This window comes from Sphingomonas panacis, assembly GCF_001717955.1.
GTDB lineage: Bacteria > Pseudomonadota > Alphaproteobacteria > Sphingomonadales > Sphingomonadaceae > Sphingomonas > Sphingomonas panacis.
Genome location: NZ_CP014168.1, coordinates 2,565,565 through 2,587,509, shown reverse-complemented (window position 1 = coordinate 2,587,509; position 21,945 = coordinate 2,565,565). Strand labels below are relative to the sequence as shown.

Below are 21,945 nucleotides of genomic sequence, written 5' to 3'. Positions count from 1 at the left end.
CGCTCCGTTCGTCCCGAGCGAAGTCGAGGGACAGTGCGCAGGTGCCTCGACTTCGCTCGGCACGAACGGAGGGGGTTAAGGACGCTGCTATCGTGGCCGCACCGACGGATACTCCACCCCGTCCTTGGTGGTATACCGCCCGTCGGCGGTGAACAGCATGTCGATGTCCGAATAGCCGCCACCTTCATCCGGTCCGGCGCCCACCGCGATGAACACGCAATCGGCATCGCTGCGGTTGACCAGAACATGCCCGTTGCGCTCACCGCCGGGAAACGCGGCGCAGTCGCCGGCGCGCATCGGATGTTCGCCGTTATCTTCGATCAACACGGCCTCGCCCGACAGCATCACGACGAATTCGTCCTCGCCATCGTGCCAGTGGCGTTGCGAGGATTGCGCGCCCGGCTTGAGCACGACCTGGCTGACGCCCATGTGCGTGAGGCCGCCGGCCGGGGCGAGCCGGCGGTTCCAGCGACCCGCGACCACGCCGGCGAACTGCGGCGGATAATCGGTGCGATTGCTCTGCGGGATTGTATCGAGATCGAGCTTGGGCAATGTCCGCTCCCCATGACTGACACCACCACCCTGCCCGATCCGATCGCGCTCACCAAGACCCTGCTGGCCTGCGAAAGCGTCACCCCGGCGCGCGGGAGCGTGTTCGACGTGATCGAAGCCGCACTGCTGCCGCTGGGCTTCACGATCGAGCGATTCATCGAAGGCGAGGCACCGGACGGGCCAGTCGAGAACCTCCTCGCCACGCGCCCCGGCACTGGCACGCATTTCGCCTTCGCCGGGCATCTCGACGTGGTGCCGCCGGGTGCCGGCTGGACCGGGGACGCGTTCGTGCCGGAGGAGCGCGACGGGCTGCTCTACGGGCGCGGCGCGGTCGATATGAAGGGCGCGATCGCCGCGTTCGTCGCCGCGATTCCGCGCGAACCGGGCATCCCGCTCACGCTCATCCTCACCGGCGACGAGGAAGGCCCCGCCACCTACGGCACGCAGGCGCTGATGGCGCGCATGGCCGAACGCGCCGTGACGCCCGACCTGTGCCTGGTCGGCGAGCCGACCTCGGCGAACCGGCTCGGCGATACGGTCAAGATCGGGCGGCGCGGCTCGGTCAATCTCTGGATCGACGTGCCCGGCAAACAGGGCCATGTCGCCTACCCGCACCTCGCCGACAATCCGATCCCAAAGCTGGTCGCGATCCTCGCCGAGATCGACCGGTTGGTGCTCGATACCGGCAATGCGTGGTTCCAGCCTTCGAACATCGAACCGACCGACATCACCGTCGGCAATCCGGCGACCAACATCATCCCCGGCCATGCCTCGGCGCGGCTGTCGATCCGCTTCAACGACGGCCATCGCGGTGCCGATCTGGTCGAGCGGATGCGCGCGATCGTCACCGCCCACGCACCCGAGGCGACGCTCACCGCACGGATTTCGGGCGAGGCGTTCCTCACCCAGCCGGGCGCCTTCTCGGCGCTGATCAGCGATGCGATCGAGGCGCGGCTCGGGCTTCGGCCAGACCTGTCGACGACCGGCGGCACCTCGGACGCGCGCTTCCTGTCGGCCTTGTGCCCGGTGGTCGAGTTCGGGCTGTGCAATGCGACGATGCACAAGCTCGACGAGGCGGTCGCGGTGGACGATCTCGTCGCGCTGGCCGGGGTCTATGCGGACATCATCGCGCGGATTGGAGCGACGACCACCTAGATTCCGTTCGTCCTGAGTCCGTCGAAGGACGTGCCCCACACGCAGCGGCTGGGGTACGCACTTCGACGAGCTCAGTGCGAACGGCAGACTTCGCGCCGCTTACCCCAAAGTCCGCTTGAACAGCGCCAGCATCTCGCGCCAGCCGCGCTCGGCGGCGACTTCGTTGTAGACGGGGAAATCGGGCTTCATCCAGCCGTGCAGCGCGCCGGGATAGATCTCCGCCTTGTAGGTCACGCCAGCCTCGTCGAACGCCTTGGTCAGCCGCTCGGCCATTTCGGGCGGGTAGCTGTCGTCGTCGTCGGCGCCCGCCACATATACGTCCGCCTTGATCTTCGGCGCGAGCAGATGCGGGCTGGTGTCCGCATCCGACGCGAGGTAGCCGCCGTGGAAGCTGATCGCCGCCGCGACCCGGTCGGGGAACGTCCCCGCCGCGGTGATCGCCATGCCGCCGCCCATGCAGAAGCCGACCGTGCCGATCTTGGAACCGGCGACATCCTTGCGGGTGTCGAGATAGGCGAGGAACCCTTCGGTATCGGACGCGGCCTTGTCGTTGCCGGTGGTCGCCATCAGCGGGCCGATCACCTTGCGGAAGCCCTCGGCGAACACCGCCTTGGGATCGAACGGCGCATAAGGGCCGTAGCGGTAGAACATGTCGGGCACGAGCACGACATAGCCGTTGGCGGCAAGCCGGCGGGCCATCTCGATGACGGTCGGGCGGATTCCCACGCCGTCCATGTAGAAGATCACCGCCGGCCATGCGCCCTCGGCCGCCGGGGTCAGCACATGCGCCGGGCAGGCGCCGTCACGCGTCTGGATCGTGACCTGTTCGTCGCTCATCGGGTTACTCCTCACGAAATCGAATCGTCCCGCCGCATCTGCCGGATTCCGGCCAGCATCACCAGCAGCCGCACGGCAAAGTCACCGTGTCAGGCGAGCGTTTCGACCGGCGCGCCGGCGAAATCCTCCGCCACCACCGTCTCGATCTGCCGCGCGATGCCGCGCGTCAGCGCCGCCGGCACGACCACCTCGAAGCCGCGCTCGACCAGCCCCGCCACCGCCCAGCGCACGCAGTAATCCGCCGCAACGCCGATCACCGTCACGCGGCGCACGCCCGCATCCTTGAGCCGGTTGAAGAAGACGTCGCGCGGCACCGGCGGCATCGCATCGCCGCGCGCATCCTCGATCAGCAACCCGTCCTCAGCCCACATGTCGAACACATGCTTCTCGATCCGCCACGCCGGGATCGCGCGATCGAGCAGCGCCGGATCGAGCATGTTGGCCCAGCCGGGGGTGCCCTTCACGCAATGCGCGGGAAATTCCCGCGCCTCTTCGGAGGCGGCGTAGATGTCGGGCACATGCGTGTCGAAGGTGAACAGCACCCCGGCGGTGCGTTCGGACTCGAGCCCGGACAGCCACGCGCGCATCGGCGCGACCAGCGCATCGGCACCGGTGACGCTCAGCGCACCGTCGGCGGCCATGAAGTCATATTGCGTATCCACGACGACGGCGAAGTCCTGCATCGATCGATCTCCCTATCGGTGTTGACATATATACATTGGGATAATAAGTAAAGTGCATCTTACATATTAGGTGGTGCGTGACCGACGACGAAGCCCTCGACTATGATCCCAACGCCTATCAGCGGCCTTCGGTCGCGGTCGATCTGGTGTTGCTCGGGATTCGCGGCGGCGAGCCGGCGGTGCTGCTGGTGAAACGCGACGCGCCGCCCTTTGCCGGCCGCCGCGCGCTGCCCGGCGGGTTCGTCGGCATCGACGAGACGCTCGACGCCGCCGCCGCGCGCGTGCTGCACGACAAGGCGGGGATCGCCAACGCGCACCTCGAACAGCTCTATACGTTCGGCGCGGTGGCGCGTGATCCACGCATGCGGATCATCTCGGTCGCGTATCTCGCGCTGCTCGACGAAGCCGCCTTCGCAGCCGCGCTGGAGGACACGCCGGGCCTGCTCGCCGCGACGATCACCGTGCCGTGGCCGGGAGAGACCGGCGGCGCGGTCGAGATCGCGACGCCGAAGGGTGCGGTCCCGCTCGCCTTCGACCATGCCGACATCGTCGCGCTGGCAATGCTGCGCCTGCGCGGCAAGCTCGACTATTCCGATGTTGGCTTCGCGCTGCTGCCCGAGCGCTTCACGCTGCGCCAGTTGCAGGACGTGCATGAAGCGATCCTCGGCGTCGCGCTCAACAAGCCCGCCTTCCGCCGCCGCATGCTCGATCGCGGCTGGCTCGCCCCCACCGGCGAGCGCGAAGGCGGCACCTCGTTCCGACCCGCCGAACTCTACCGTTTTACCAGATCCTCGTAAGGAGCCTACCAATGGCCACGATCCGCAACCTGCTGTTCCTCGCGCAGCTTCGCAGCGAGGCGAGCAGCCACATCATCCGCTACCGCAACGGCAAGGTCCGCCAGAGCGGGCGCGGCCTCGTCTTCTGGTTCCGCCCCGAAACCGCCAGCATCGCCGAAGTGCCGATGGACGACCGCGAGATGACGCTGTTCGTGAAGGGCCGCAGCCAGGATTTCCAGACGGTGTCGGTGCAGGGCAGTGTCGGCTGGCACGTCGTCGATCCGGTGCTGCTCGCCGAGCGCGTGGATTTCACGATCAGCCCGTACAGCGGCAAGCCGCAGGGCGAGCCGGTGCCGAGCATCGAGGCGCGGATCACCGGCATCGCCAACCAGGCGGTGCTGCAATATCTCGGCACCGCGCCGGTGCGCGCGCTGCTCGATGCCGGGCCGGGGCCGCTGCGCGCGCAACTGGAAGCCGCGCTCGCCGCCGATCCGGCGCTGGCGGAGATCGGCGTCGCGGCGGTGTCGGTGCGGCTCACCAACCTCGCGCCGTCGAGTGAACTCGAACGCGCGCTCCAGACCCCGACCTTCGAGGCGCTCCAGCAAAAGGCCGACGAGGCGACCTTCGAACGCCGCGCGCTCGCGGTCGAAAAGGAACGCGCCATCGCCGAGAACGAGCTGGCGACCCGCATCGAACTGGCGCGGCGCGAGAAACTGCTGATCGCCGAGGAAACCGACAACGCCCGCAACCGCGCCACCGGCGCGGCCGAGGCGCAACAGGTCGAGGCGAAGGCCGAGGCCGACCGAATCCGCCTCGTCGAAGGCGCCAAGGCCGAGGCCGAGCAGGCGCACATCGCGGTCTATCGCGACCTGCCGCCAGCCGTGCTGTTCGGCCTCGCCGCACAACAACTCGCGGGCAAGCTCGACACGATCGAGCATGTCAACATCACCCCCGATCTGCTCGCGGCGGTGATGGGCGAGTTCCGCAAGAGCCCGGTGGTGGTCGCGGGTTGAGCCCTACCCCGTTCGTCCTGAGTGCTGCTGAGTAGCCCGAAGGGCGTATCGAGGCAGCGTATCGAAGGACGGCCCCCGCGCGGGGCGGTGCTTCAATCCGCGCCTTCGGTACGGCTCTTCGAGCCCACTCAGGCGCTACTCAGCACACACGGATTTTCAGGAGTTCCTCATGTCCAGCATCCCGCCCCGCGCGGTGTTCGTCATCCGCGAAACCGATCTCGAACGGCTCATCGCCCGGCACGCCACGCGCGATCAGGCGCGTTTCTTCCTGGAGACGCGCGGGCAGCGGATCGAGACGGTCGAGCAGCGTCACCATGAGTTCCACGCCGCGCTGGCGGCGGCCCGCGCTTCGGTGCCGGCCGAGTGGCGGCAAGCGCTGGTGCGCCGCGCCGATCTCGACCGTTTCCTGTTCGCGCGCGAGGATGTCGTCATCGCGGTCGGGCAGGACGGCCTTGTCGCCAACGTCGCCAAATATGTCGCGGAGCAGCCAGTGATCGGCGTCAACCCAGCGCCCGATCTGTATGACGGCGTGCTGGCGCGCGTCCGCGTCGAGCGGCTGGCGCGCTTGCTGCCCGGTACGGTGCGGCCCGATGCGCCGGTCGAGCGGCGCACGATGGTTCAGGCGACACTCGACGATGGGGAAATTCTGATCGCGCTAAACGAGATCTTCCTCGGGCATCGCAGCCACCAGTCGGCGCGGTACCGGATCGAACTCGCCGGCGATGGCGAGGAGCATTCGTCGTCGGGACTGATCGTCGCCTCGGGCACCGGCGCGACCGGTTGGGCGCGTTCGATCGCCGAGGCGACCCATCTGCCGCTGCCGCTCGGCACCGATGAACGCGCGGCGGGCTATTGGGTGCGCGAGCCGTTCCCGAGCATCGCCACCGAGACGCGGATGCGCGCGGGCAAGCTCACCGACGATCCGCTGATCGTCACCTCGCGCATGAACGACGGCGGGGTGATCTTCGCCGACGGGATCGAGCAGGATTTCCTCGGCTTCGACTGGGGCCGCCGCGCGACGATCACGCCCGCACCCAATTCCCTTCATCTCGTGATCGGGTAAGGATCGCACACATGGCCGTTACCGACATCGCAACCCGCACCTACAACCACAATTTCCGGCTCGATCCGATCGTGCGGAGCTTGCTCGACACCGATTTCTACAAGCTGCTGATGTTGCAGATGATCCGCCACATCCACCCCGACGTGACCGCGACCTTCTCGCTCATCAACCGGACGAAGAGCGTGCGACTGGCCGAGATCATCGACGAGGGCGAGTTGCGCGCGCAGCTCGACCATGCCCGCACCGTGCGCTTCAGCCGCAAGGAGCTGATCTGGCTCGCCGGCAACAGCTTCTACGGCAAGCGCCAGATGTTCGCGCCGGACTTCATCGCCTGGCTCGCCGAATTCCAACTGCCCGAATACGATCTCCGCAAGGTCGACGGCCAGTATGAACTGCATTTCGACGGGCCGTGGAGCGGCACCTCGATGTGGGAAATCCCCGCGCTCGCGATCATCAACGAACTCAAATCGCGCGCCGCGACGCGCGACATGGGCAAGTTCGCGCTCGACGTATTGTACGCGCGCGCCAAGGCGCGGCTGTGGGAGAAGGTCGAGCGGCTGCGCGACCTGCCCGATCTCGTCCTCAGCGATTTCGGCACGCGGCGGCGCCACGGCTTCCTGTGGCAGCGCTGGTGCGTCGAGGCGCTCAAGGAAGGGCTGGACCACCGCTTCATCGGCACCTCGAACGTGCTGCTGGCGATGGACGCCGATCTCGAGGCGATCGGCACCAACGCGCACGAACTGCCGATGGTCGAGGCGGCGCTGTCGGATAGCGACGCCGAACTCGCCGGCGCGCCCTACCGCGTGCTCGAACAATGGCGCGCGCATTACGGCGGCAATCTGCTGATCGCCTTGCCCGACGCGTTCGGCACCACCGCCTTCCTCAGGCAAGCACCGGCGTGGCTCGCCGACTGGACCGGCTTCCGCCCCGACAGCGCGCCGCCGATCGAAGGCGGCGAACAGATCATCCGCTGGTGGCAGCAACAGGGCGTCGACCCGCGCGAGAAACTGCTGATCTTCTCCGACGGCATGGACATCGACACGATCGAGCAGACCTACCGCCATTTCCACGGCCGCGTGCGAATGAGCTACGGCTGGGGCACCAACCTCACCAACGATTTCCGCGGTTGCGACCCGCGCGGCGGGCACGCGCTGGAGCCGATCTCGCTGGTCTGCAAGGTGACGCGCGCGAACGGGCGGCCGGCGGTGAAGCTCTCGGACAATCCGGCGAAAGCGACCGGCGAGCCGGAGGAAATCGCGCGGTATCTGCGGGTGTTCGGTGACGATGGGCGGGCGGAGAGCGAGGTGAGCGTATAAGGGCGCGCGCGACGTTTCGCCTGCCGGGGCACTTGAAATCCTCCCCCGCCAGGGGGAGGTGTCGCCATAGGCGACGGAGGGGGCGGTCGACGATGCGGATGACAGGGACGAGCAACAGCCGGCAAAACGCGAAAACGCTACGCCGCGAGATGACGCCGCCAGAAATCGCGCTTTGGCGCGCCTTGCGGAAGAATGACGATGGACTGCGATTCCGTAAACAGCATCCCGCAGGCGATTATGTGCTCGATTTCTACTGCGCCCCGGCGAGGCTGGCGATCGAGGTCGATGGCGAAGTGCATGGACGCGGCGACAGGCCCGCGCGAGACGTCGTTCGGGACGCCTGGCTCGCAGCGCAAGGCGTGACGGTGGTGCGCTATCCGGCGCGGGAGGTGCTTTCCGAATTGGATTCTGTCGTTCGCCAGATCGTCGCGGTTGCGGTCGCGCGTAGGGACACCATCGCTAACGGATCCCGAACCTCCCCCTCCGTCACGCTGCGCGTGCCACCTCCCCCTGGCGGGGGAGGATAAGGACAGAGGTGGCGCCGAAGGCGACGGAGGGGGAGGTCTGCGGAACCTTTCAGCGTTTAGCTGCCTCGAACACCGCCAGATCGCGCTCGACCTGCGCCTCCTTCGCGGCCTTGGGGTTCGCGGTCAGAAACGCCTCGCACGCCGGCCCCTGCGTCACGCACGCCGCCGCCTTCACGCCGCCCGCCCGCGCGCGCCACAGGCTCGCGCCCGGCAGGAAGCTGTAGTGGATGCTGTCGCGCACGATCTGCTTGAGATCGGCGTAGCGAAGCCCCTGCTCCACCACCGCGCGGACATATTCGTTGGTCATGTCGCTGCGCGATACGCCTTCGTCGTCGGTCGAGAGCGTCACCGGAACGCCGGCCTCGCGGTACAGCGACAGCGGATGCGCCTTGCCCTTCACGCCGAGGATCACCGCGTTGCTGGTCAGGTTGATCTCGACGTCGACCTGCTTCGCCGCCATCTCGCTGAGCAGCCCGGCGGCGTCGTCCTCATAGGAGATGTCGATGCCGTGGCCGATCCGCCGCGCGCCAGCCACCTCGACCGCCTCGCGGATGTGGAACGCCAGGTCGCGCGGCGGCACCAGCCCGAGCGTCAGTTCGCCGGCATGGAGCGACAAAGCGACCTTGGGGTGCCGCGCCTTGAGAAACGCGATCATCCGCATGTGCAGGGTATAATCGCGCACCGCGATCGGATCATGCTCGGGTGCTGCGATGTTGACGCCGACGAAGCGCGGATCGGCCTCGGCCAGCGCGAAGCCGAGCGCGAGCTGCGCGAAGGTCTGCGCGGGCGGAATGGTGCGGATCGCGGTGTAGAGATAGCGCATCTCGACCGCGCAGGCGGGCTTCGGCCTGGCCGTATCGCACGCGTCGATCCTGGCCGATTCCGCCTCGAAGCGATCATAATCGGCCCGCGCGCGCGCCACCGCATCGGGCAACAGCGGCGCGAGTTTCGCGGACAGCGCCGCGAAGTCGGTCGGGTCCACGTCCTTCACCGCCGCGACGAGCGCGCGGGCCTGACGCGCGCCGCTGCCGAGCTCGACATAGGACACGCGATCCGCCGCCGCCTGCTCGCGAGTGAGCGCGAGTTCCTTCGCCTCGTTGCCGGACGATGCGGTACCGAACGCATCGAACGTCGCGAAGAAACGGTCGTACCCCGACAGCGTCGGCGCGTTGACGCCGGTCTCGAACCCGCGTGTCGAGAGCGCGTCGAGCATGCGGCTGTACAGCGGGTAATTCTGCTCCAGCCCGGCCGCCGGCACGCGGTTCGGCGTGTCGCAGGGCGGCGGCACGATGCTGGCGGTGTCGGTGGCGATGCACAGCCCGCCCGCCGCCGCCCAGCGCAGCCAGTCCTCGGCGTAGATCGAGCCACCGCCGTGATTGTGGAGGTCGCCACCCTTGGGCATGGTCTGGAGGAACACGCGCAGCCGGGGCGGGCTGTCGGCGATCGCGTCGAGCCGCGCGGCGGTGCGCGCTTCGTCCGACAGCGGTCTGGCCTCGCGCGCCGAGGCCGCGCCGCTCGCCAGCAACAGCGCGATGATGAGTGCGGCCAAACGCATGCTTTTCCCCCGGATAACCCCGGAGGCGGCGCTAGGCGATCGGGTGTGCTTCGCCAACCGCAATGAAAAGCACGATCCGTTGCACAAATGCGCGCGGCCGGGTGCGCGCATTTTTCGATGCCGTCGTGCCGTTAACGGCAATGGACGCTTGCACCCACGCGCTTACTAGGTCCGCAATCGCCAAAAATCGGGTCGCGCTTTGAAGATTCCCTGCCCTCTTCGGAAAGCCGTGCGTTGATGCTGTCGCGGCCCTCTCTCGGCGGCGCGCTGTTGCTGCTCAGCACCGCCGTCGCGGCGCTCGCGGCGGCGACGCATTCGGACGGCGTGCGCGCGCAGGCCGTGCAACCGGCGGTCGCGCATGTCGAGAACGGGCCGCCCGAGCTGCTCGAGCAATATTGCGCGCGCTGCCACAATGACGACGACAAGGTCGCCAACCTCTCGATCGCCGATCTGCGCGACAATGATCTGCTGATCGGCAAGCACGCCGACGAGTGGGAGAAGATCCTCCGCCGCACCAGCCTCGACGAGATGCCGCCGCGCAACAAGCCGCAGCCCGATCCGGCGATGCGCGCGGCGTTCATCCAGTGGCTCAAGGGCTCGCTCGACGCCTATGCCGCCGCGCATCCCGACCCCGGCCGCGCGACGATCCGCCGGCTCAACCGAGTCGAATATGCCAATGCCGTGCGCGATCTGCTTGCGCTCGATACCGATGTCAGCCGCGATCTGCCGCAGGACAATTCGGGCTATGGCTTCGACAATATCGCCGATGTGCTGACGGTCTCGCCGACGTTGATGGACCGCTATGTCAACGTCGCGGGCAAGGTCGCGCGGATGGCGACGGGGATGAGTTCGCCGCGTGCGTTCGTCACCAGCTACGAATTGCCCAAGGACGGATCGGTGCTCAACTCGGGCCGCCCCGCCTATAACGAACGCGCCAGCGACGCGCTGCCGCTCGGTTCGCGCGGCGGTGGCGCGTTCAAATATTACGCGCGCCACGCCGGCATCTACGAGGTGAGCGGCTGGCTCAACGCCAACACCAACAACGAGACCGACCGGCTCAAGGAGGACAAGGTCAGCGTGCGCGTGCCCCTGAAGGCGGGCGCGCATACGATCGGCATGACCTTCCACCGCACGCTCGCGCCCGACGAGAGCGTGCAGACGTTGCGCAACGATCTCGACAAGGTGCCGCTGCCGGTCGATGCACCGAAGCCGCTGCCGCTCGACGTTCTGGTCGATGGCGTGCGGGTGAAGCAGATCAGCGTGCCGTCGTACCGGCTGTCGCCGCGCTATTCGCAGCAGAATTTCCCACGCGACGTGCTCCAGATCGACGTCGCCGGGCCGTATGACGCCAGCACTAAGGACGACACGCCGAGCCGCAAGCGCATCTTCCTGTGCCGCCCGCGCGCCGCCTCGGCGGAGACGGCGTGCGCGCGGAAAATCATCACCGCGCTCGCGCATCGCGCCTATCGCCGTCCGGTCGGCGAGGCTGATGTCGCCCCGCTGATGAAGCTTTATGCGAGCGAGCGCGCCGCGTCCGACTTCGATCACGGCATCGCGGCGGCGGTGGAGGGCGTGCTGGTCGCGCCGCAATTCCTGTTCCTCGTCGAAAGCGATCCCGCCGGCAGCGCGCCGGGCAGCGTCCACCGTGTCAGCGATCTCGACCTCGCCTCGCGGCTGTCGTTCTTCCTGTGGAGCAGCATTCCCGACGACACGCTGTTGAAGGCGGCGGAAGAGGGCAAGCTCGCCACGCCGGGCGCGATCGAGGCGCAGGTGACTCGGATGCTCGCCGACCGCCGAGCCGACGCGTTGACGAAGAACTTCGCCGGCCAGTGGCTGTATCTGCGCAACCTCGATCAGCAGCGGCCCGACATCAGCGTCTATCCGGCGTTCGACGCGCGGCTGCGCTCGGCAATGGCGCAAGAGACCGAGATGTTCTTCGGGTACGTGCTGCACAACAACCGCAGCCTGCTCGATTTCATCGCGGCGGATTACACCTTCCTCAACCAGCGGCTCGCCGCGCATTACGGCATCGCCGGGGTGAGCGGCACCGCGTTCCGCAAGGTGGCGCTCGATCCGGCGTGGCATCGCGGCGGCCTGCTCGGGCAGGCGAGCATCCTCACCGTCACCTCCTATGGCAACCACACGTCGGTGGTGAAGCGCGGCAAATGGGTGCTGGAGAACATCCTCGCCGCCGCGCCGCCCCCGCCGCCGCCCGACGTGCCGGCGCTTCAGGAAACGCATGACGGCCGCAAGCTGACCGCGCGCGAGCAGTTGGAGATGCACCGCGCCAACCCGGCCTGCGCCTCGTGCCACGTCAAGATGGACCCGATCGGCTTTGCGCTGGAGAATTTCGACGCGGTCGGCGGCTGGCGCACGCAGGACGCCGGGCAGATCATCGACGCGGCGGCGGTGCTGCCCGACGGCACCAAGTTCGCCGGTTTCGACGGGCTTCAAAAGATCCTGCTCGCGCGCAAGGACGAGTTCGCCGGCGCCTTCACGCGCCGCCTGCTCACCTATGCGCTCGCGCGCGGGCTGATCGCGCAGGACATGCCGACCGTGCGCAAGATCGCGGCGAGCGCGGCGGGCGACGATTATCGCATCCAGACGATCATCAAGGGCATCGCCACCAGCGCGCCGTTCACGCTCAGGAAGACGCCAGCGAAATGACGCGCGCCGCCGTCCCGACCATCAACGTCACCCCGGACGTGTTCCGGGGGCCACGGTGCCGCGCATTGTGCCGCCCGCCGCGCCTGCGGAACGGTGAACCCCGGAACACGTCCGGGGTGACGGAGCGCATAAACCCCACCCGTTCCCCTGCGAAAGCGGGGGTCCAGGGCCACGAGCGCGGCGCTGCGTGGCTCTGGGCTCCCGCTTTCGCGGGAGAACTGCAAGGACCAACGCCATGATCCTCCCCCGCCCCGCGATCAGCCGCCGCACGATGTTGCGCGGCGCCGGCACGATGCTGGCGCTGCCGTTCCTCGAAGCGATGATGCCGGACGCGCGCGCCGCCGATCTCGCGTCGCGGCCGAAGCGGTTGCAGGTGTTCTACTCGCCCAACGGCATGATGATGGACGCCTTCCGCCCGACCGCGCAGGGCAAGGGCTTTGCGCTGCCATCGACGCTGGAGCCGCTCGCGCCGCACCGCGCGCAGATCAGCGTGTTCAGCGGGCTCGGCCATCCGCAGGCGGCGGCGATGGGCGATATCGCCGCGGGGCACGGCCGCTCCTGCCCCGCCTTCCTCACCGGCACGCACGTCAAGCAGACCGAGGGCACCGATATCCGCTGCGCGGTGTCGATCGATCAAGTCTATGCGCAGCATCTCGGCGACGCGACGATGCTCAGCTCGCTCGAACTCGGCATCGATCCCGCAAGCCTGCTCGGCAGTTGCGACATCGGCTATAGCTGCGCCTACACCAACGGCATTTCGTGGATGAACCCGAACGTGCCGCTCCCCGTCACCGCCAATCCGCGCGACGTGTTCGAGCGGCTGTTCGGCGACGGCGACGCGCTCGACGCGCAAAGCCGGCTCGCGCAGGCGCGCCGCCAGACCAGCATTCTCGATTTCGTCCGCGACGATACGCAGCGGCTGTCGGGCCGGCTCGGCGTGGAGGATCGCCGCAAGCTCGACGAATATCTCGAAGCGACGCGCGATATCGAGAAGCGAATCCAGCGCGCCGCCGTTTCCGGCGGGCAGCAGACCGACATGGAGCGCCCGGCGGGCATTCCCGATTCGTTCGACGAGCATGTCCGCATGATGATCGATTTGCAGGTGCTGGCGATGCAGGCCGACATCACCCGCGTCGGCAGTTTCATGATCGGCCGCGAGCTTTCGAACCGCACCTATCCCGAAATCGGCGTGCCGGATTCGCACCACATGCTCAGCCACCACGGCAACAACCCGGAGAAGATGGCGAAGCTCGCGAAGATCAACCGGCACCACATGGAATATTTCGCCTATTATCTCGACCGGATGAAGGCGGTGAAGGACGGCGACGGCACCTTGCTCGATCGCACGATGGTGATCCGCGGTTCGGCGTTCGGCGATTCGAACCAGCACGATCACATGGACCTGCCGGTGATCGTCGCGGGCGGGCTGGTGCCGGGTGACCGCAGTGTCTCGGTGCCCAAGGGCACGACCATGTCGAACCTGCTGCTCGCCGCGCTGAACGTGCTCGACGTGCCGACCAAATCGTTCGGCGACAGCAATGCCCCGCTCGCGGAGCTGGTGCGTGCCTGATCGCGCGCGGATCGCTTTGGCGCTGGCGGCGGTGGCGCTGTGGAGCGGCAGCGCGCAGGCGCGCAAGCCCGTGGATAACGACGCGCTGGTCCGCGCGATCTCCGCCGACGATCTCGCCGCGACGCAAGCCGCGCTCGCCGCGCATGCCGACCCGAATGCCCGGCTCGACTATGGCGCGACCCCGCTCGCGCTCGCGGTCAACACGCAAGACCCGGCGCTGGTGGCGGTGCTGCTCGCCGCGCATGCCAGGCCGAATACCGCCGACGCGGACGGCGTCACGCCGCTCGCGCTCGCGTGCGAACTCGGCAATGCCGCGATCGTCTCGCACCTGCTCGACGCGCATGCCGATGTCCGCGACGCCGCCCCCGACGGCACGACGCCGCTCGCGATCTGCGCGCGCTTCGGGCCAGCCGAGGCCGTGGCGCGGATGCTCGCGGCGGGTGCCGCGCCCGATACGCCTGATGCGCGCGGCCAGACGCCGCTGATGTGGGCGGCCTCGGGAGGCCATGTCGACGCGGTCGCGGCATTGCTCAAGGCTGGCGCGGACGCCAACCGCGTCTCCAAGGGCGGTTTCACGCCGCTGTTCTTCGCGATCAAAAGCGGCGTGCCGGCGGCGACAGCCGCACTGCTCGCCGCCGGCGCGAAGGCGGACTATCGCGGCCCGGAAAACACCAGCGCGCTGCAACTCGCGCTGTACCAGCACAATTACGCCGCCGCCGCGCTGCTCGTGCCCTATGGCTTCGATCTCGCCGCGCGCGACCGCGAGGGCAAGACCCCGCTCGACGCCGCCGCCGAAGGTGGCGACGCGACGCTGGTCAAGCTGCTGCTGGCGCGCGGCGCCGACGCCAATGCGCTGAGCGGGCCTTCCACGATACAATGGGTGACGGAAGCCAATTTCGGCGTCGCGCCGCCGCCGGTCCCGCCCACGCCGCCGCTGCTGTGGGCGGCGCAGTCCGGCCATGCCGAGGCGATGGCGGCGCTGATCGCCGGCGGCGCCGACCCGCATTTCGTCGCGGCGGACGGCACCAATGTCGTGCTGGCGGCGGCAAAGGGTGGCAGCGACGCCGCGCTCCGGCTTGCGCTGCAGGTCGCCCCCAACGTCGATGTCGCCAACGCGACCGGATTTACCGCGCTCCACATCCTCGTCGCCGGACGACCCTTCCCCGATCTCGCGGCGATGCTGCGCACGCTCGCCGCGCATCATGCGCGCACCGATCTCAAGAGCAAATACGGCACCGCTGCCGAGATCGCCGGCAAGGGCCTCAACGAAGTGAAGGCGATTTTCGCCGAAACCTTTCCCGATGGGGCTGGCGCAAACCCGGCAAATCGGGGAGGACAGCAATTGGCCGCGCGGCCATGATCCACGTTAATTCGGAGCGAGACCGTTCATGATCGTGACACCAGCTTTCAAGACCCTCCGCGTCGCGGCGCTCGCCGTGATCCTGTCGTCGCCGGTGATGGCCGCCGCCCCCGCGCCGCAGGACATCGTCAACGCGCGCGTCGTCGGCTTCAAGAAGATGGGCGGCGCGATGAAGGCGATCGGTGATCAGCTCAAGAGCGGTGCGCTCGACAAGGCGAAGACGCTCGCCGCCGCGCAGACCATCGCCACGACCGCCAAGGGCCAGGGCAAGCTGTTCCCGGCCGGCACCGGCCCCGCCGCCGGCGTCAAGACCGATGCGCTGCCCGGTATCTGGACCGACCGCGCCACCTTCGACGCCGACATGGCCAAGCTCGTCGGCGAATCGGGCAAGCTGGTGACGGTCGCCGGCACCGGCGATGCCGCCGCGATCGGCGCTCAGATGAAAGCGGTCGGCGGCACCTGCGGCGCCTGCCATCGCCAGTTCCGCGCCGATACCTGATCCTGCGTCATGACGACGGACACCGTTACCGCGAGCGTGTGGGATCTGCCGGTCCGGCTGTTCCACTGGCTGCTCGTCGCCCTGCTCGGCTTTTCGTGGTGGAGCGGCGAGAATCACCACATGGATTGGCACCGGCTGTCGGGCTACACCATCCTGGCGCTGCTGGTGTTCCGCATCTACTGGGGCTTCGCCGGCAGCCGCACCGCGCGTTTCACGCAGTTCGTGCGCGGGCCGCGCGCCGCGTTCGCCTATCTGCGCACGCTCGGCAAACGCCCCTATCAGGCGGCGGACGGGCATAATCCGGTCGGCGGGTGGAGCGTCGTTCTGATGCTGTCGGCGCTGGTGGTGATGGTGACGGCGGGGCTGTTCTCGGTCGATGTCGACGGGCTGGAATCGGGGCCGCTCGCCGATTACGTCAGCTTCGATGCCGGCCGCGTGGCGGCGGATGTGCATCACCTCGTCTTCAACGTGCTGCTCGCGCTCGTCGCGCTGCACGTATTGGCTGTGCTGTTCTACCTGATCGGGCTGCGCCACAACCTCATCGCGCCGATGATCCACGGCCGTCGCAGGGCCGGTGCGGAGGCGGTCGCGGCAAAACTCGGCGCGTCGCCGTGGAAGGCGGCGATCGGCGTGCTCATCGCGATCGCCTTCGCTTATGCGGTGTCGAAGGGCTTCCGCTTCTAACATTTGATGGCGGATGATGCGTTCACCTTGCACGGCAATCTGCCGTTGTACGAGCGAGTCGCGATCCTCGACGCCGCGCGCCACGGCGACTGCGCGCTGCTCCCCGCCGATGCACCCTATCGCTTCGCCAGCGCTGCCCCGCTGATCGCGGTGACGATCGACGAGTTCGATCGCGCCGCACTCGATTACCCGATCCTCTTCTTCGCGGCGGAGCGCGAAGCGGTGATCGTCACCGGGCTGACCGCCGATCGCAACCTGTTCGTCGCGCCCGACGGGCATTACGCACCCGGCGCCTATGTGCCCGCCTATCTGCGCCGCCACCCGTTCACGCTGGCGCGCCGCGAGGGGCAGGATGGCAACGTCATCTGCATCGACGAAGCATCGGAGCGGCTGGTCCCGCTCGGCACGCCGGGCGCGGTGCCGCTGTTCGAACGCGGCCGCCCGAGCGACGTGGTGCGCGAGGCGATCGGCGTCTGCAACGCGGTCGATGCCGCCGAAACGCGCACCCGCGCCTTCGTCGCGATGCTCGACGATCTCGGGCTGCTGGAGCCGCGCCAGGCGTATCACAGCCCCCCTGGCGGCGCGCGCATGCTGGTGGTGGAGTATGACTCGGTTTCACGCGCCAAGCTCGACGCGCTCGATCCGCCCGCGTTCGCGCGGCTGCGCCAAGGCGGCGCGCTCGCGGCGATCTACGCGCACCTGCTGTCGGCGGGGAATTGGGACGTGCTGCCGCTGTGGGCGGCAGGATAACACTCCCCCGTTCGTGCTGAGCTTGTCGAAGCACGTGCCGCAAACGTTGAGGTGTTTAGCACGCCCTTCGACAAGCTCAGGGCGAACGGGATTAGCCGTTCAGCCCGTGTACGCCTTCACCAGCCGGTACATGAACGCGCGCCCGTCCATCAGCGACTTCACCCGGATACGTTCGTTGAGGCCATGCACCCCCTGCCCGTCCGGGTCCGAGAACAGCCCCGAGACGCCATAGGTCGGGATGCCGGCCGCATTGGTGAAGCGGCCGTCGGTCGCGCCGGTCGACAGGCGCGGGATCACCGGCACGCCCGGCCACATCTCCTTGGTCAGCGCTTCGATCGGCGCCATGATCTGCGGCGTCAGCGGCGGCGCGGAGGATTTCGGCTGGGGCGGATCGGCGAGCGCCACCGTCACCTTCGGGTTGGCCGATACCGTCGTCAGCGTGGCGAGGATCGCATCGACGCTCTCGCCCGGAATGATCCGGCAATTGACGTTGGCGCTCACCGATTGCGGCTGCGCGTTGGTGGCGTGTCCGCCCGAGATCATCGTCGGGATGCAGGTGGTGCGCAGCGTCGCGTTCCAGCTTGCGTTCGCGGCGGACACCGCGGCGTAATCGGCAGGCGTAGCCTTGCCCGCGCCGATCGCCGCCATCGCGCTTTGCGTCCTGGGATAGAGCGGCGCCGACGCGCCGAAATAGGCCTTGGCGGCAGGCGTCAGATCGACCGGGAAATCATAAGCGTTGATCCGCGCCAGCGCCTCGGCCATCCAGCCGATCGCGTTGACGTGCGGCGCCTGGCGCGAGCTGTGCCCGCCCGGCGCGGTCGCGGTGAAGGTGAAGTCCTGATAGACTTTCTCGCCCGCCTGCACGCCCTGGCTGACCGGCTTGCCCGCCTCGTCGAGCGACCCGCCGCCGCCTTCGTTGAGCGCCCAGCCCGCCTGCACCGTCTCGGGCCGGTTCTTGAGCAGCCATTCGACGCCGTTGAGCGCCTTCTCGGTCTCCTCGCCGCAGGTCAGCGCGAGCTTGATCGTGCGCCTGGGTTTGTACCCCTCCTGCCGGAAACGCACCATCGCATCGGTGAACGACGCCGCCATCGCCTTGTCGTCCGAAGTGCCGCGCCCGTAGAAATAGCCATTTTCCTCGATCAGCGTGAACGGATCGCGAGTCCAGTCGCTGCGCTTGGCGGCGACCACGTCGATATGCGCGAGCAGCAGCAGCGCGGGCAGCTTGGCGTCGCTGCCGCGCAGGATCGCGGACAGATTGCCTTCCTTGGGGTGCGCGGGATCGACGATCACCTGAACGTCGGCGGCCGGATAGCCCGCCGCCGTGAGATGCGCGCCCATCCGCTCGGCGGCGAGCGTGCAACTGCCGTCGGGCCAGCTCGAATCGGTTTCGACGAGTTCCTTGTAGAGCGCGCGGAACGCCGGTTCGCCGCCGCGCGGATCGGCGGGCGCGGCGTGGAGCGGTGCGGCGCTGATGAGCAGAGCGGCGAGCGCGACGGGTGCGGCGCGACGGATGGGCTTCATGGCAGGCGTTCCCCCTGGTGTGATGCGCAGAGTGACCGAGCCGCCGCGCTTCGACAAGCAGCACATCGACTGGACGCGCATAGATTTTCTCCTTATGCGAATGACTCTCATTATTGCTTGGGGAAGCATGAGCATGAATGCGCCGTTCATACCGCCACGGACGCTGCGGCCTGCCTTCGCGACCGCGACCGAGCGCACCGCATATGACGGTGCGCGGGGGTTCGACCCGATATCGCTCGCCGCGACCTTGCTCATCATGGCGGGTCTGTTCGTGGTGTTGATGACGATGGCGGGGCATCATCGCCACCACCGCCACCATCGGCAGCGGCTCGTCTTCGACATGCTGGAGATGCCGCGCCAGCCACCGCCCGCGCCTCTGGCCCCCGCACCCAAGACGGTCCACAAGACCCCGCCGCGTGTGTCCGAAATCGTCGCGCCGGTGCCGCAGGTCACGACGCCCACGCCAGCGCCTGCCGTGTTCGTGAGCGAAACCACCGCGCCGCCCCGCCCGGCACCCGCCGCCGCCAGCGCCGAACCAGCACCCGCCGCGCCCCCGGCACCGCCCGCGCCCGCGCCCGCCGCCGGCGGTGATCTCTCGGCCAAGATGCTTTCCGCCAAGCCGCCGAGCTACCCGCTCGAATCCCGTCGCCTGCGCGAGCAAGGAACGGTCGTGCTGGCGGTGCTGCTGGCCACCAACGGGCGTGTCGAGGAGATTTCGGTCGCGCACAGCAGCGGGTTCGAACGGCTCGACCACGCCGCGCTCTCCGCCGTGCGAAGCTGGCGCTGGTCGCCGCTGATGCGTGGCGGCGAAGCTGTGATGGTGCGCGGCATGGTGACGATCCCGTTCGTGCTGCGGACGTGACCAGAAATCATCGAAGACACGCAATAGTTTAATGCGATAATGCCTCGCATTATGAATTGACCTTGCGAATGACTCGCAATATCCGGCCCCCACACAACAACCGTTTCGGGGAAACAATGACACAGTCCAGCTCGCGCGCCGCACGGCAGCACGCTTTTCTCGCTCTTTCGTGCGTCGGCGCGCTGATCGCGCCAGCCGCGCTCGCGCAGACCGCCGACGACACCAGCCGGAAAGATGCGCCCGCGCTCGGCGGCGTGACCGTAACCGATACGGTGATCACGCAGGCACCCGGTCGCAGGCAGGACAGCCCAAAGGCGACGCGTCCGCTGCGTGACACGCCGCAGACCGTCACCATCCTCACCAAGGAGGTGCTCGAACAGCAGAACCTGCTGTCGCTGAAAGACGCGCTCTCCACCGTGCCCGGCATCACCTTCGGCGCGGGCGAAGGCGGTGGCGGATACGGCGACAGCATCACGCTGCGCGGCTATTCGGCGAACAACGACATCACGATCGACAACGTCCGCGACAGTGCCCAGTACAGCCGCACCGATACGTTCAACGTCGAGCAGATCGAAGTCACCAACGGCGCCAATTCGGTCAGCAACGGCTCGGGTTCGGTCGGCGGTAACATCAACCTCGTCACCAAGCGCCCGCTCGATCACGATACGTCGATCGTCACCGCCGGCGTAGGCACCGACAATTACTACCGCGCCACCGCCGATATCAGCCAGCATGTGACCGACACGATCGCTGTGCGGCTCAACGCGATGTACCACCGCAATGACATTCCCGGTCGCGACGTCGAGAAGAACAGGCGCTGGGGCGTCGCACCGTCGATCACCTTCGGAATGGGCACGTCCACGCGGCTGACTTTCGAATATATGCACCAGGAGGATACCAATATCCCCCAGTTCGGCGTGCCCTATATCAGCGGCGCGATCGTCGGCAGCACGACCGGGGCGTCCTACAGCGGGCCGATCCCCGGCGTCGATCGCTCCGATTATTACGGCTTCCGCAACCTCGATACGCAGCGCATCAATTTCGATCAGGCGACGCAGATCTTCGAGCATGACTTCAGCGACAAGGTCTCGATCCGCAACCTGACGCGGTATCAGGACGTGACGCAGTTCACCCGCGCCGATGGTCCAGAGGGCAATTTCTGCCTGCCCTCGGGCCGCACCGTGCTGGGCGCGGTCTGCAGCGCGCCGGGGCTGTTCACCCCGAGCGGCGGCTCGCGCGGCAACACGCGCTCGACCGAGAACCAGCTCGCCTATACGCAGACCGACCTGAAGGCGGTGGCGAACACCGGGTTCATCGAACACACGCTCGACGTCGGCTTCTCGCTGTCGCGCGAAAATTACAATGCCGCGACCGGCAACTCGCAGCGCGCCGCCAACGGTGCCGCGGCGACGATCACGCCGTATGCGATCTTCAATCCCGACGCGAACAACGTCTATACCGGCCCGGTCAACTTCGTCGTCGCCTCGCGGCCCAAATCGCAGGTCGACAATTACGCGGTCTATCTGTTCGATGCCGCCAAACTGTCCGACCATTTCGAGATCAACGGCGGCGTGCGCTGGGAACGCAACATCGCCAAGTCGCAGACCAACAGCTATTCGACCACGGTCGGATCGACGTTCGGCACGCTGACCACCGCCGGGCCAACGCTCTACAACCGCGACAGCCTGTTCTCGTACCGTATCGGCCTCGTCTACAAGCCGATCGAGGCGGCGAGCCTCTACGTCGCCTATGGCAATTCGAAAACGCCGTCGCAGAGCACCGTCAACGGTAGCTGCACCTTCACGCCGACCGCCACCGTGCCGTCGTCAACGTGCAGCACGCGCCCGGAAGGCGCCAAGAATTACGAGATCGGCGGCAAGGTCGAGCTGTTCGATGGCGGCTTGTTGTTGACCGCCGCGCTGTTCCGCAACGAACGCGACAGCTACCGGGTGCCCTCGGGCGATCCGACCGTGCCCGACCAGCAGACCGACGGCCGTTCGCGCGTCAACGGCCTCGCGCTCGGCGCTTCGGGTCACATCACTCCGGCATGGTCGATCACCGCCAATTACACGCATCTCAACAGCAAGCTGCTCCAATCGGTTTCGGACAAGTGCCTCGCCGCGCCGGGATCGGGCAATTGCACCAACACCGTGGCGGCGCCCAATCCGGGCGGCGGCTCGGAACTGTTGGCGACGCCCAAGGATTCGGGCAGCATCTACACCGCCTACACGCTGCCGTTCGGGCTGACGCTGGGCTATGGGGCGACGTATCAGGGACCGTTCGCGCTCAACACGCCGACCACCACGTCGGCGCTGGTGTACCACTCGCACGGCTACATCGTCCACAACGCGACGATCAGCTACGACATCACCAAGGCGCTGTCGGCGCAGGTCAATGTCAAGAACATCGGCGACAAGCTGTACTACACGCGTATCCGCGCCAACAACGGCTGGGCGACGCCCGGCGACGCGCGCTCGGCGTTGCTGACGATCAGCTACAAGCTCTGATCCGGTGTCGGGCGGCGGGCCCCGGTTCGCCGCCCTTCCCTTCTGCGC

At 67.7% G+C, this 21,945-nt stretch carries 19 protein-coding genes; 14 read left to right on the top strand and 5 right to left on the bottom strand.

What is annotated here, in order from left to right; genetic code table 11:
* Positions 1 to 87: 87 nt before the first annotated feature.
* A complete protein-coding gene (locus tag J0A91_RS11780) occupies positions 88 to 552 on the bottom strand; it encodes a cupin domain-containing protein (RefSeq protein WP_069205075.1) in 465 nt (154 codons plus the stop codon).
* Between the two features lie 12 nt (positions 553 to 564).
* Between J0A91_RS11780 and dapE the strand changes: the two genes are divergently transcribed.
* Positions 565 to 1,707 carry a succinyl-diaminopimelate desuccinylase gene (dapE, locus tag J0A91_RS11775; protein WP_069205074.1) on the top strand — a complete coding sequence of 381 codons (1,143 nt, stop codon included), beginning with the start codon at positions 565 to 567 and terminating at the stop codon, positions 1,705 to 1,707.
* A gap of 99 nt (positions 1,708 to 1,806) precedes the next feature.
* Here dapE and J0A91_RS11770 read toward each other — a convergent pair whose 3' ends face one another.
* Both J0A91_RS11770 and J0A91_RS11765 read right to left on the bottom strand, forming a co-directional pair.
* Complete coding sequence (locus J0A91_RS11770; RefSeq protein WP_069205073.1) at positions 1,807 to 2,544, bottom strand: dienelactone hydrolase family protein; 738 nt, start codon at positions 2,542 to 2,544, stop codon at positions 1,807 to 1,809.
* Positions 2,545 to 2,633: 89 nt separating this feature from the next.
* Positions 2,634 to 3,227 carry a cysteine hydrolase family protein gene (locus tag J0A91_RS11765; protein WP_069205072.1) on the bottom strand — a complete coding sequence of 198 codons (594 nt, stop codon included), beginning with the start codon at positions 3,225 to 3,227 and terminating at the stop codon, positions 2,634 to 2,636.
* 77 nt (positions 3,228 to 3,304) lie between these two features.
* Between J0A91_RS11765 and J0A91_RS11760 the strand changes: the two genes are divergently transcribed.
* From J0A91_RS11760 to J0A91_RS11740, 5 genes are all read left to right on the top strand, one after another.
* Entirely contained in the window at positions 3,305 to 4,024 is a 720-nt protein-coding gene (locus tag J0A91_RS11760) for an NUDIX hydrolase (RefSeq protein ID WP_069205071.1), read from the top strand.
* An 11-nt stretch (positions 4,025 to 4,035) separates the two neighbouring features.
* Positions 4,036 to 5,016 (top strand): SPFH domain-containing protein, encoded by a 981-nt coding sequence (locus J0A91_RS11755; protein WP_069205070.1) that lies wholly within the window; start codon positions 4,036 to 4,038, stop codon positions 5,014 to 5,016.
* 169 nt (positions 5,017 to 5,185) lie between these two features.
* Positions 5,186 to 6,079 carry an NAD(+)/NADH kinase gene (locus tag J0A91_RS11750; protein WP_069205069.1) on the top strand — a complete coding sequence of 298 codons (894 nt, stop codon included), beginning with the start codon at positions 5,186 to 5,188 and terminating at the stop codon, positions 6,077 to 6,079.
* A gap of 11 nt (positions 6,080 to 6,090) precedes the next feature.
* A complete protein-coding gene (gene pncB, locus J0A91_RS11745; protein WP_069205068.1) occupies positions 6,091 to 7,395 on the top strand; it encodes a nicotinate phosphoribosyltransferase in 1,305 nt (434 codons plus the stop codon).
* A 149-nt stretch (positions 7,396 to 7,544) separates the two neighbouring features.
* Positions 7,545 to 7,922 carry an endonuclease domain-containing protein gene (locus tag J0A91_RS11740; protein WP_338056856.1) on the top strand — a complete coding sequence of 126 codons (378 nt, stop codon included), beginning with the start codon at positions 7,545 to 7,547 and terminating at the stop codon, positions 7,920 to 7,922.
* Between the two features lie 49 nt (positions 7,923 to 7,971).
* On the opposite strand, the gene J0A91_RS11735 is transcribed toward J0A91_RS11740, so the two are convergent.
* Complete coding sequence (locus J0A91_RS11735; protein ID WP_069205066.1) at positions 7,972 to 9,477, bottom strand: adenosine deaminase family protein; 1,506 nt, start codon at positions 9,475 to 9,477, stop codon at positions 7,972 to 7,974.
* Positions 9,478 to 9,714: 237 nt separating this feature from the next.
* On the opposite strand from J0A91_RS11735, the gene J0A91_RS11730 reads away from it, so the two are divergent.
* The 6 genes from J0A91_RS11730 (at position 9,715) to J0A91_RS11705 (ending at position 17,007) form a co-directional block, all read left to right on the top strand.
* On the top strand, positions 9,715 to 12,144 hold the full coding sequence (locus tag J0A91_RS11730) for a DUF1592 domain-containing protein (protein WP_083224651.1): 2,430 nt from the start codon (positions 9,715 to 9,717) through the stop codon (positions 12,142 to 12,144).
* Positions 12,145 to 12,379: 235 nt separating this feature from the next.
* Complete coding sequence (locus J0A91_RS11725) at positions 12,380 to 13,714, top strand: DUF1552 domain-containing protein (RefSeq protein WP_069205064.1); 1,335 nt, start codon at positions 12,380 to 12,382, stop codon at positions 13,712 to 13,714.
* Positions 13,707 to 15,074, top strand: a complete 1,368-nt coding sequence (locus J0A91_RS11720; protein WP_069207255.1) for an ankyrin repeat domain-containing protein — start codon at positions 13,707 to 13,709, stop codon at positions 15,072 to 15,074. Before J0A91_RS11725 ends, J0A91_RS11720 begins: the two co-directional genes overlap by 8 nt.
* A 28-nt stretch (positions 15,075 to 15,102) precedes the next feature.
* Entirely contained in the window at positions 15,103 to 15,573 is a 471-nt protein-coding gene (locus J0A91_RS11715; RefSeq protein WP_069205063.1) for a c-type cytochrome, read from the top strand.
* Between the two features lie 9 nt (positions 15,574 to 15,582).
* Positions 15,583 to 16,257 (top strand): cytochrome b/b6 domain-containing protein, encoded by a 675-nt coding sequence (locus J0A91_RS11710; protein ID WP_206364902.1) that lies wholly within the window; start codon positions 15,583 to 15,585, stop codon positions 16,255 to 16,257.
* Between the two features lie 6 nt (positions 16,258 to 16,263).
* Positions 16,264 to 17,007, top strand: a complete 744-nt coding sequence (locus J0A91_RS11705; RefSeq protein WP_069205062.1) for a SapC family protein — start codon at positions 16,264 to 16,266, stop codon at positions 17,005 to 17,007.
* A 99-nt stretch (positions 17,008 to 17,106) separates the two neighbouring features.
* Here the strand turns inward: J0A91_RS11705 and J0A91_RS11700 are convergent, their stop codons facing one another.
* A complete protein-coding gene (locus J0A91_RS11700; RefSeq protein ID WP_069205061.1) occupies positions 17,107 to 18,528 on the bottom strand; it encodes a M20/M25/M40 family metallo-hydrolase in 1,422 nt (473 codons plus the stop codon).
* A 133-nt stretch (positions 18,529 to 18,661) separates the two neighbouring features.
* Here J0A91_RS11700 and J0A91_RS11695 point away from each other — a divergent pair, with 133 nt between their 5' ends.
* Together J0A91_RS11695 and J0A91_RS11690 are read left to right on the top strand one after the other, a co-directional pair.
* Positions 18,662 to 19,390 carry an energy transducer TonB gene (locus J0A91_RS11695; protein WP_069205060.1) on the top strand — a complete coding sequence of 243 codons (729 nt, stop codon included), beginning with the start codon at positions 18,662 to 18,664 and terminating at the stop codon, positions 19,388 to 19,390.
* 116 nt (positions 19,391 to 19,506) lie between these two features.
* Positions 19,507 to 21,897, top strand: a complete 2,391-nt coding sequence (locus tag J0A91_RS11690; RefSeq protein ID WP_069205059.1) for a TonB-dependent receptor — start codon at positions 19,507 to 19,509, stop codon at positions 21,895 to 21,897.
* The last annotated feature ends 48 nt before the right edge of the window (positions 21,898 to 21,945 follow it).

What these genes read in the sequence shown, in the direction of transcription:
- J0A91_RS11730 (WP_083224651.1), top strand. Translation starts at nt 9,715, where the DNA reads ATGCTGTCGCGGCCCTCTCTCGGCGGCGCGCTGTTGCTGCTCAGCACC.
- J0A91_RS11725 (WP_069205064.1), top strand. Translation starts at nt 12,380, where the DNA reads ATGATCCTCCCCCGCCCCGCGATCAGCCGCCGCACGATGTTGCGCGGC.
- J0A91_RS11705 (WP_069205062.1), top strand. Translation starts at nt 16,264, where the DNA reads ATGGCGGATGATGCGTTCACCTTGCACGGCAATCTGCCGTTGTACGAG.
- J0A91_RS11700 (WP_069205061.1), bottom strand. Translation starts at nt 18,528, where the DNA reads ATGAAGCCCATCCGTCGCGCCGCACCCGTCGCGCTCGCCGCTCTGCTC.
- J0A91_RS11755 (WP_069205070.1), top strand. Translation starts at nt 4,036, where the DNA reads ATGGCCACGATCCGCAACCTGCTGTTCCTCGCGCAGCTTCGCAGCGAG.
- dapE (WP_069205074.1), top strand. Translation starts at nt 565, where the DNA reads ATGACTGACACCACCACCCTGCCCGATCCGATCGCGCTCACCAAGACC.
- J0A91_RS11710 (WP_206364902.1), top strand. Translation starts at nt 15,583, where the DNA reads ATGACGACGGACACCGTTACCGCGAGCGTGTGGGATCTGCCGGTCCGG.
- J0A91_RS11765 (WP_069205072.1), bottom strand. Translation starts at nt 3,227, where the DNA reads ATGCAGGACTTCGCCGTCGTCGTGGATACGCAATATGACTTCATGGCC.
- J0A91_RS11695 (WP_069205060.1), top strand. Translation starts at nt 18,662, where the DNA reads ATGAATGCGCCGTTCATACCGCCACGGACGCTGCGGCCTGCCTTCGCG.
- J0A91_RS11715 (WP_069205063.1), top strand. Translation starts at nt 15,103, where the DNA reads ATGATCGTGACACCAGCTTTCAAGACCCTCCGCGTCGCGGCGCTCGCC.
- J0A91_RS11740 (WP_338056856.1), top strand. Translation starts at nt 7,545, where the DNA reads ATGACGCCGCCAGAAATCGCGCTTTGGCGCGCCTTGCGGAAGAATGAC.
- J0A91_RS11690 (WP_069205059.1), top strand. Translation starts at nt 19,507, where the DNA reads ATGACACAGTCCAGCTCGCGCGCCGCACGGCAGCACGCTTTTCTCGCT.
- J0A91_RS11735 (WP_069205066.1), bottom strand. Translation starts at nt 9,477, where the DNA reads ATGCGTTTGGCCGCACTCATCATCGCGCTGTTGCTGGCGAGCGGCGCG.
- J0A91_RS11750 (WP_069205069.1), top strand. Translation starts at nt 5,186, where the DNA reads ATGTCCAGCATCCCGCCCCGCGCGGTGTTCGTCATCCGCGAAACCGAT.
- J0A91_RS11770 (WP_069205073.1), bottom strand. Translation starts at nt 2,544, where the DNA reads ATGAGCGACGAACAGGTCACGATCCAGACGCGTGACGGCGCCTGCCCG.
- pncB (WP_069205068.1), top strand. Translation starts at nt 6,091, where the DNA reads ATGGCCGTTACCGACATCGCAACCCGCACCTACAACCACAATTTCCGG.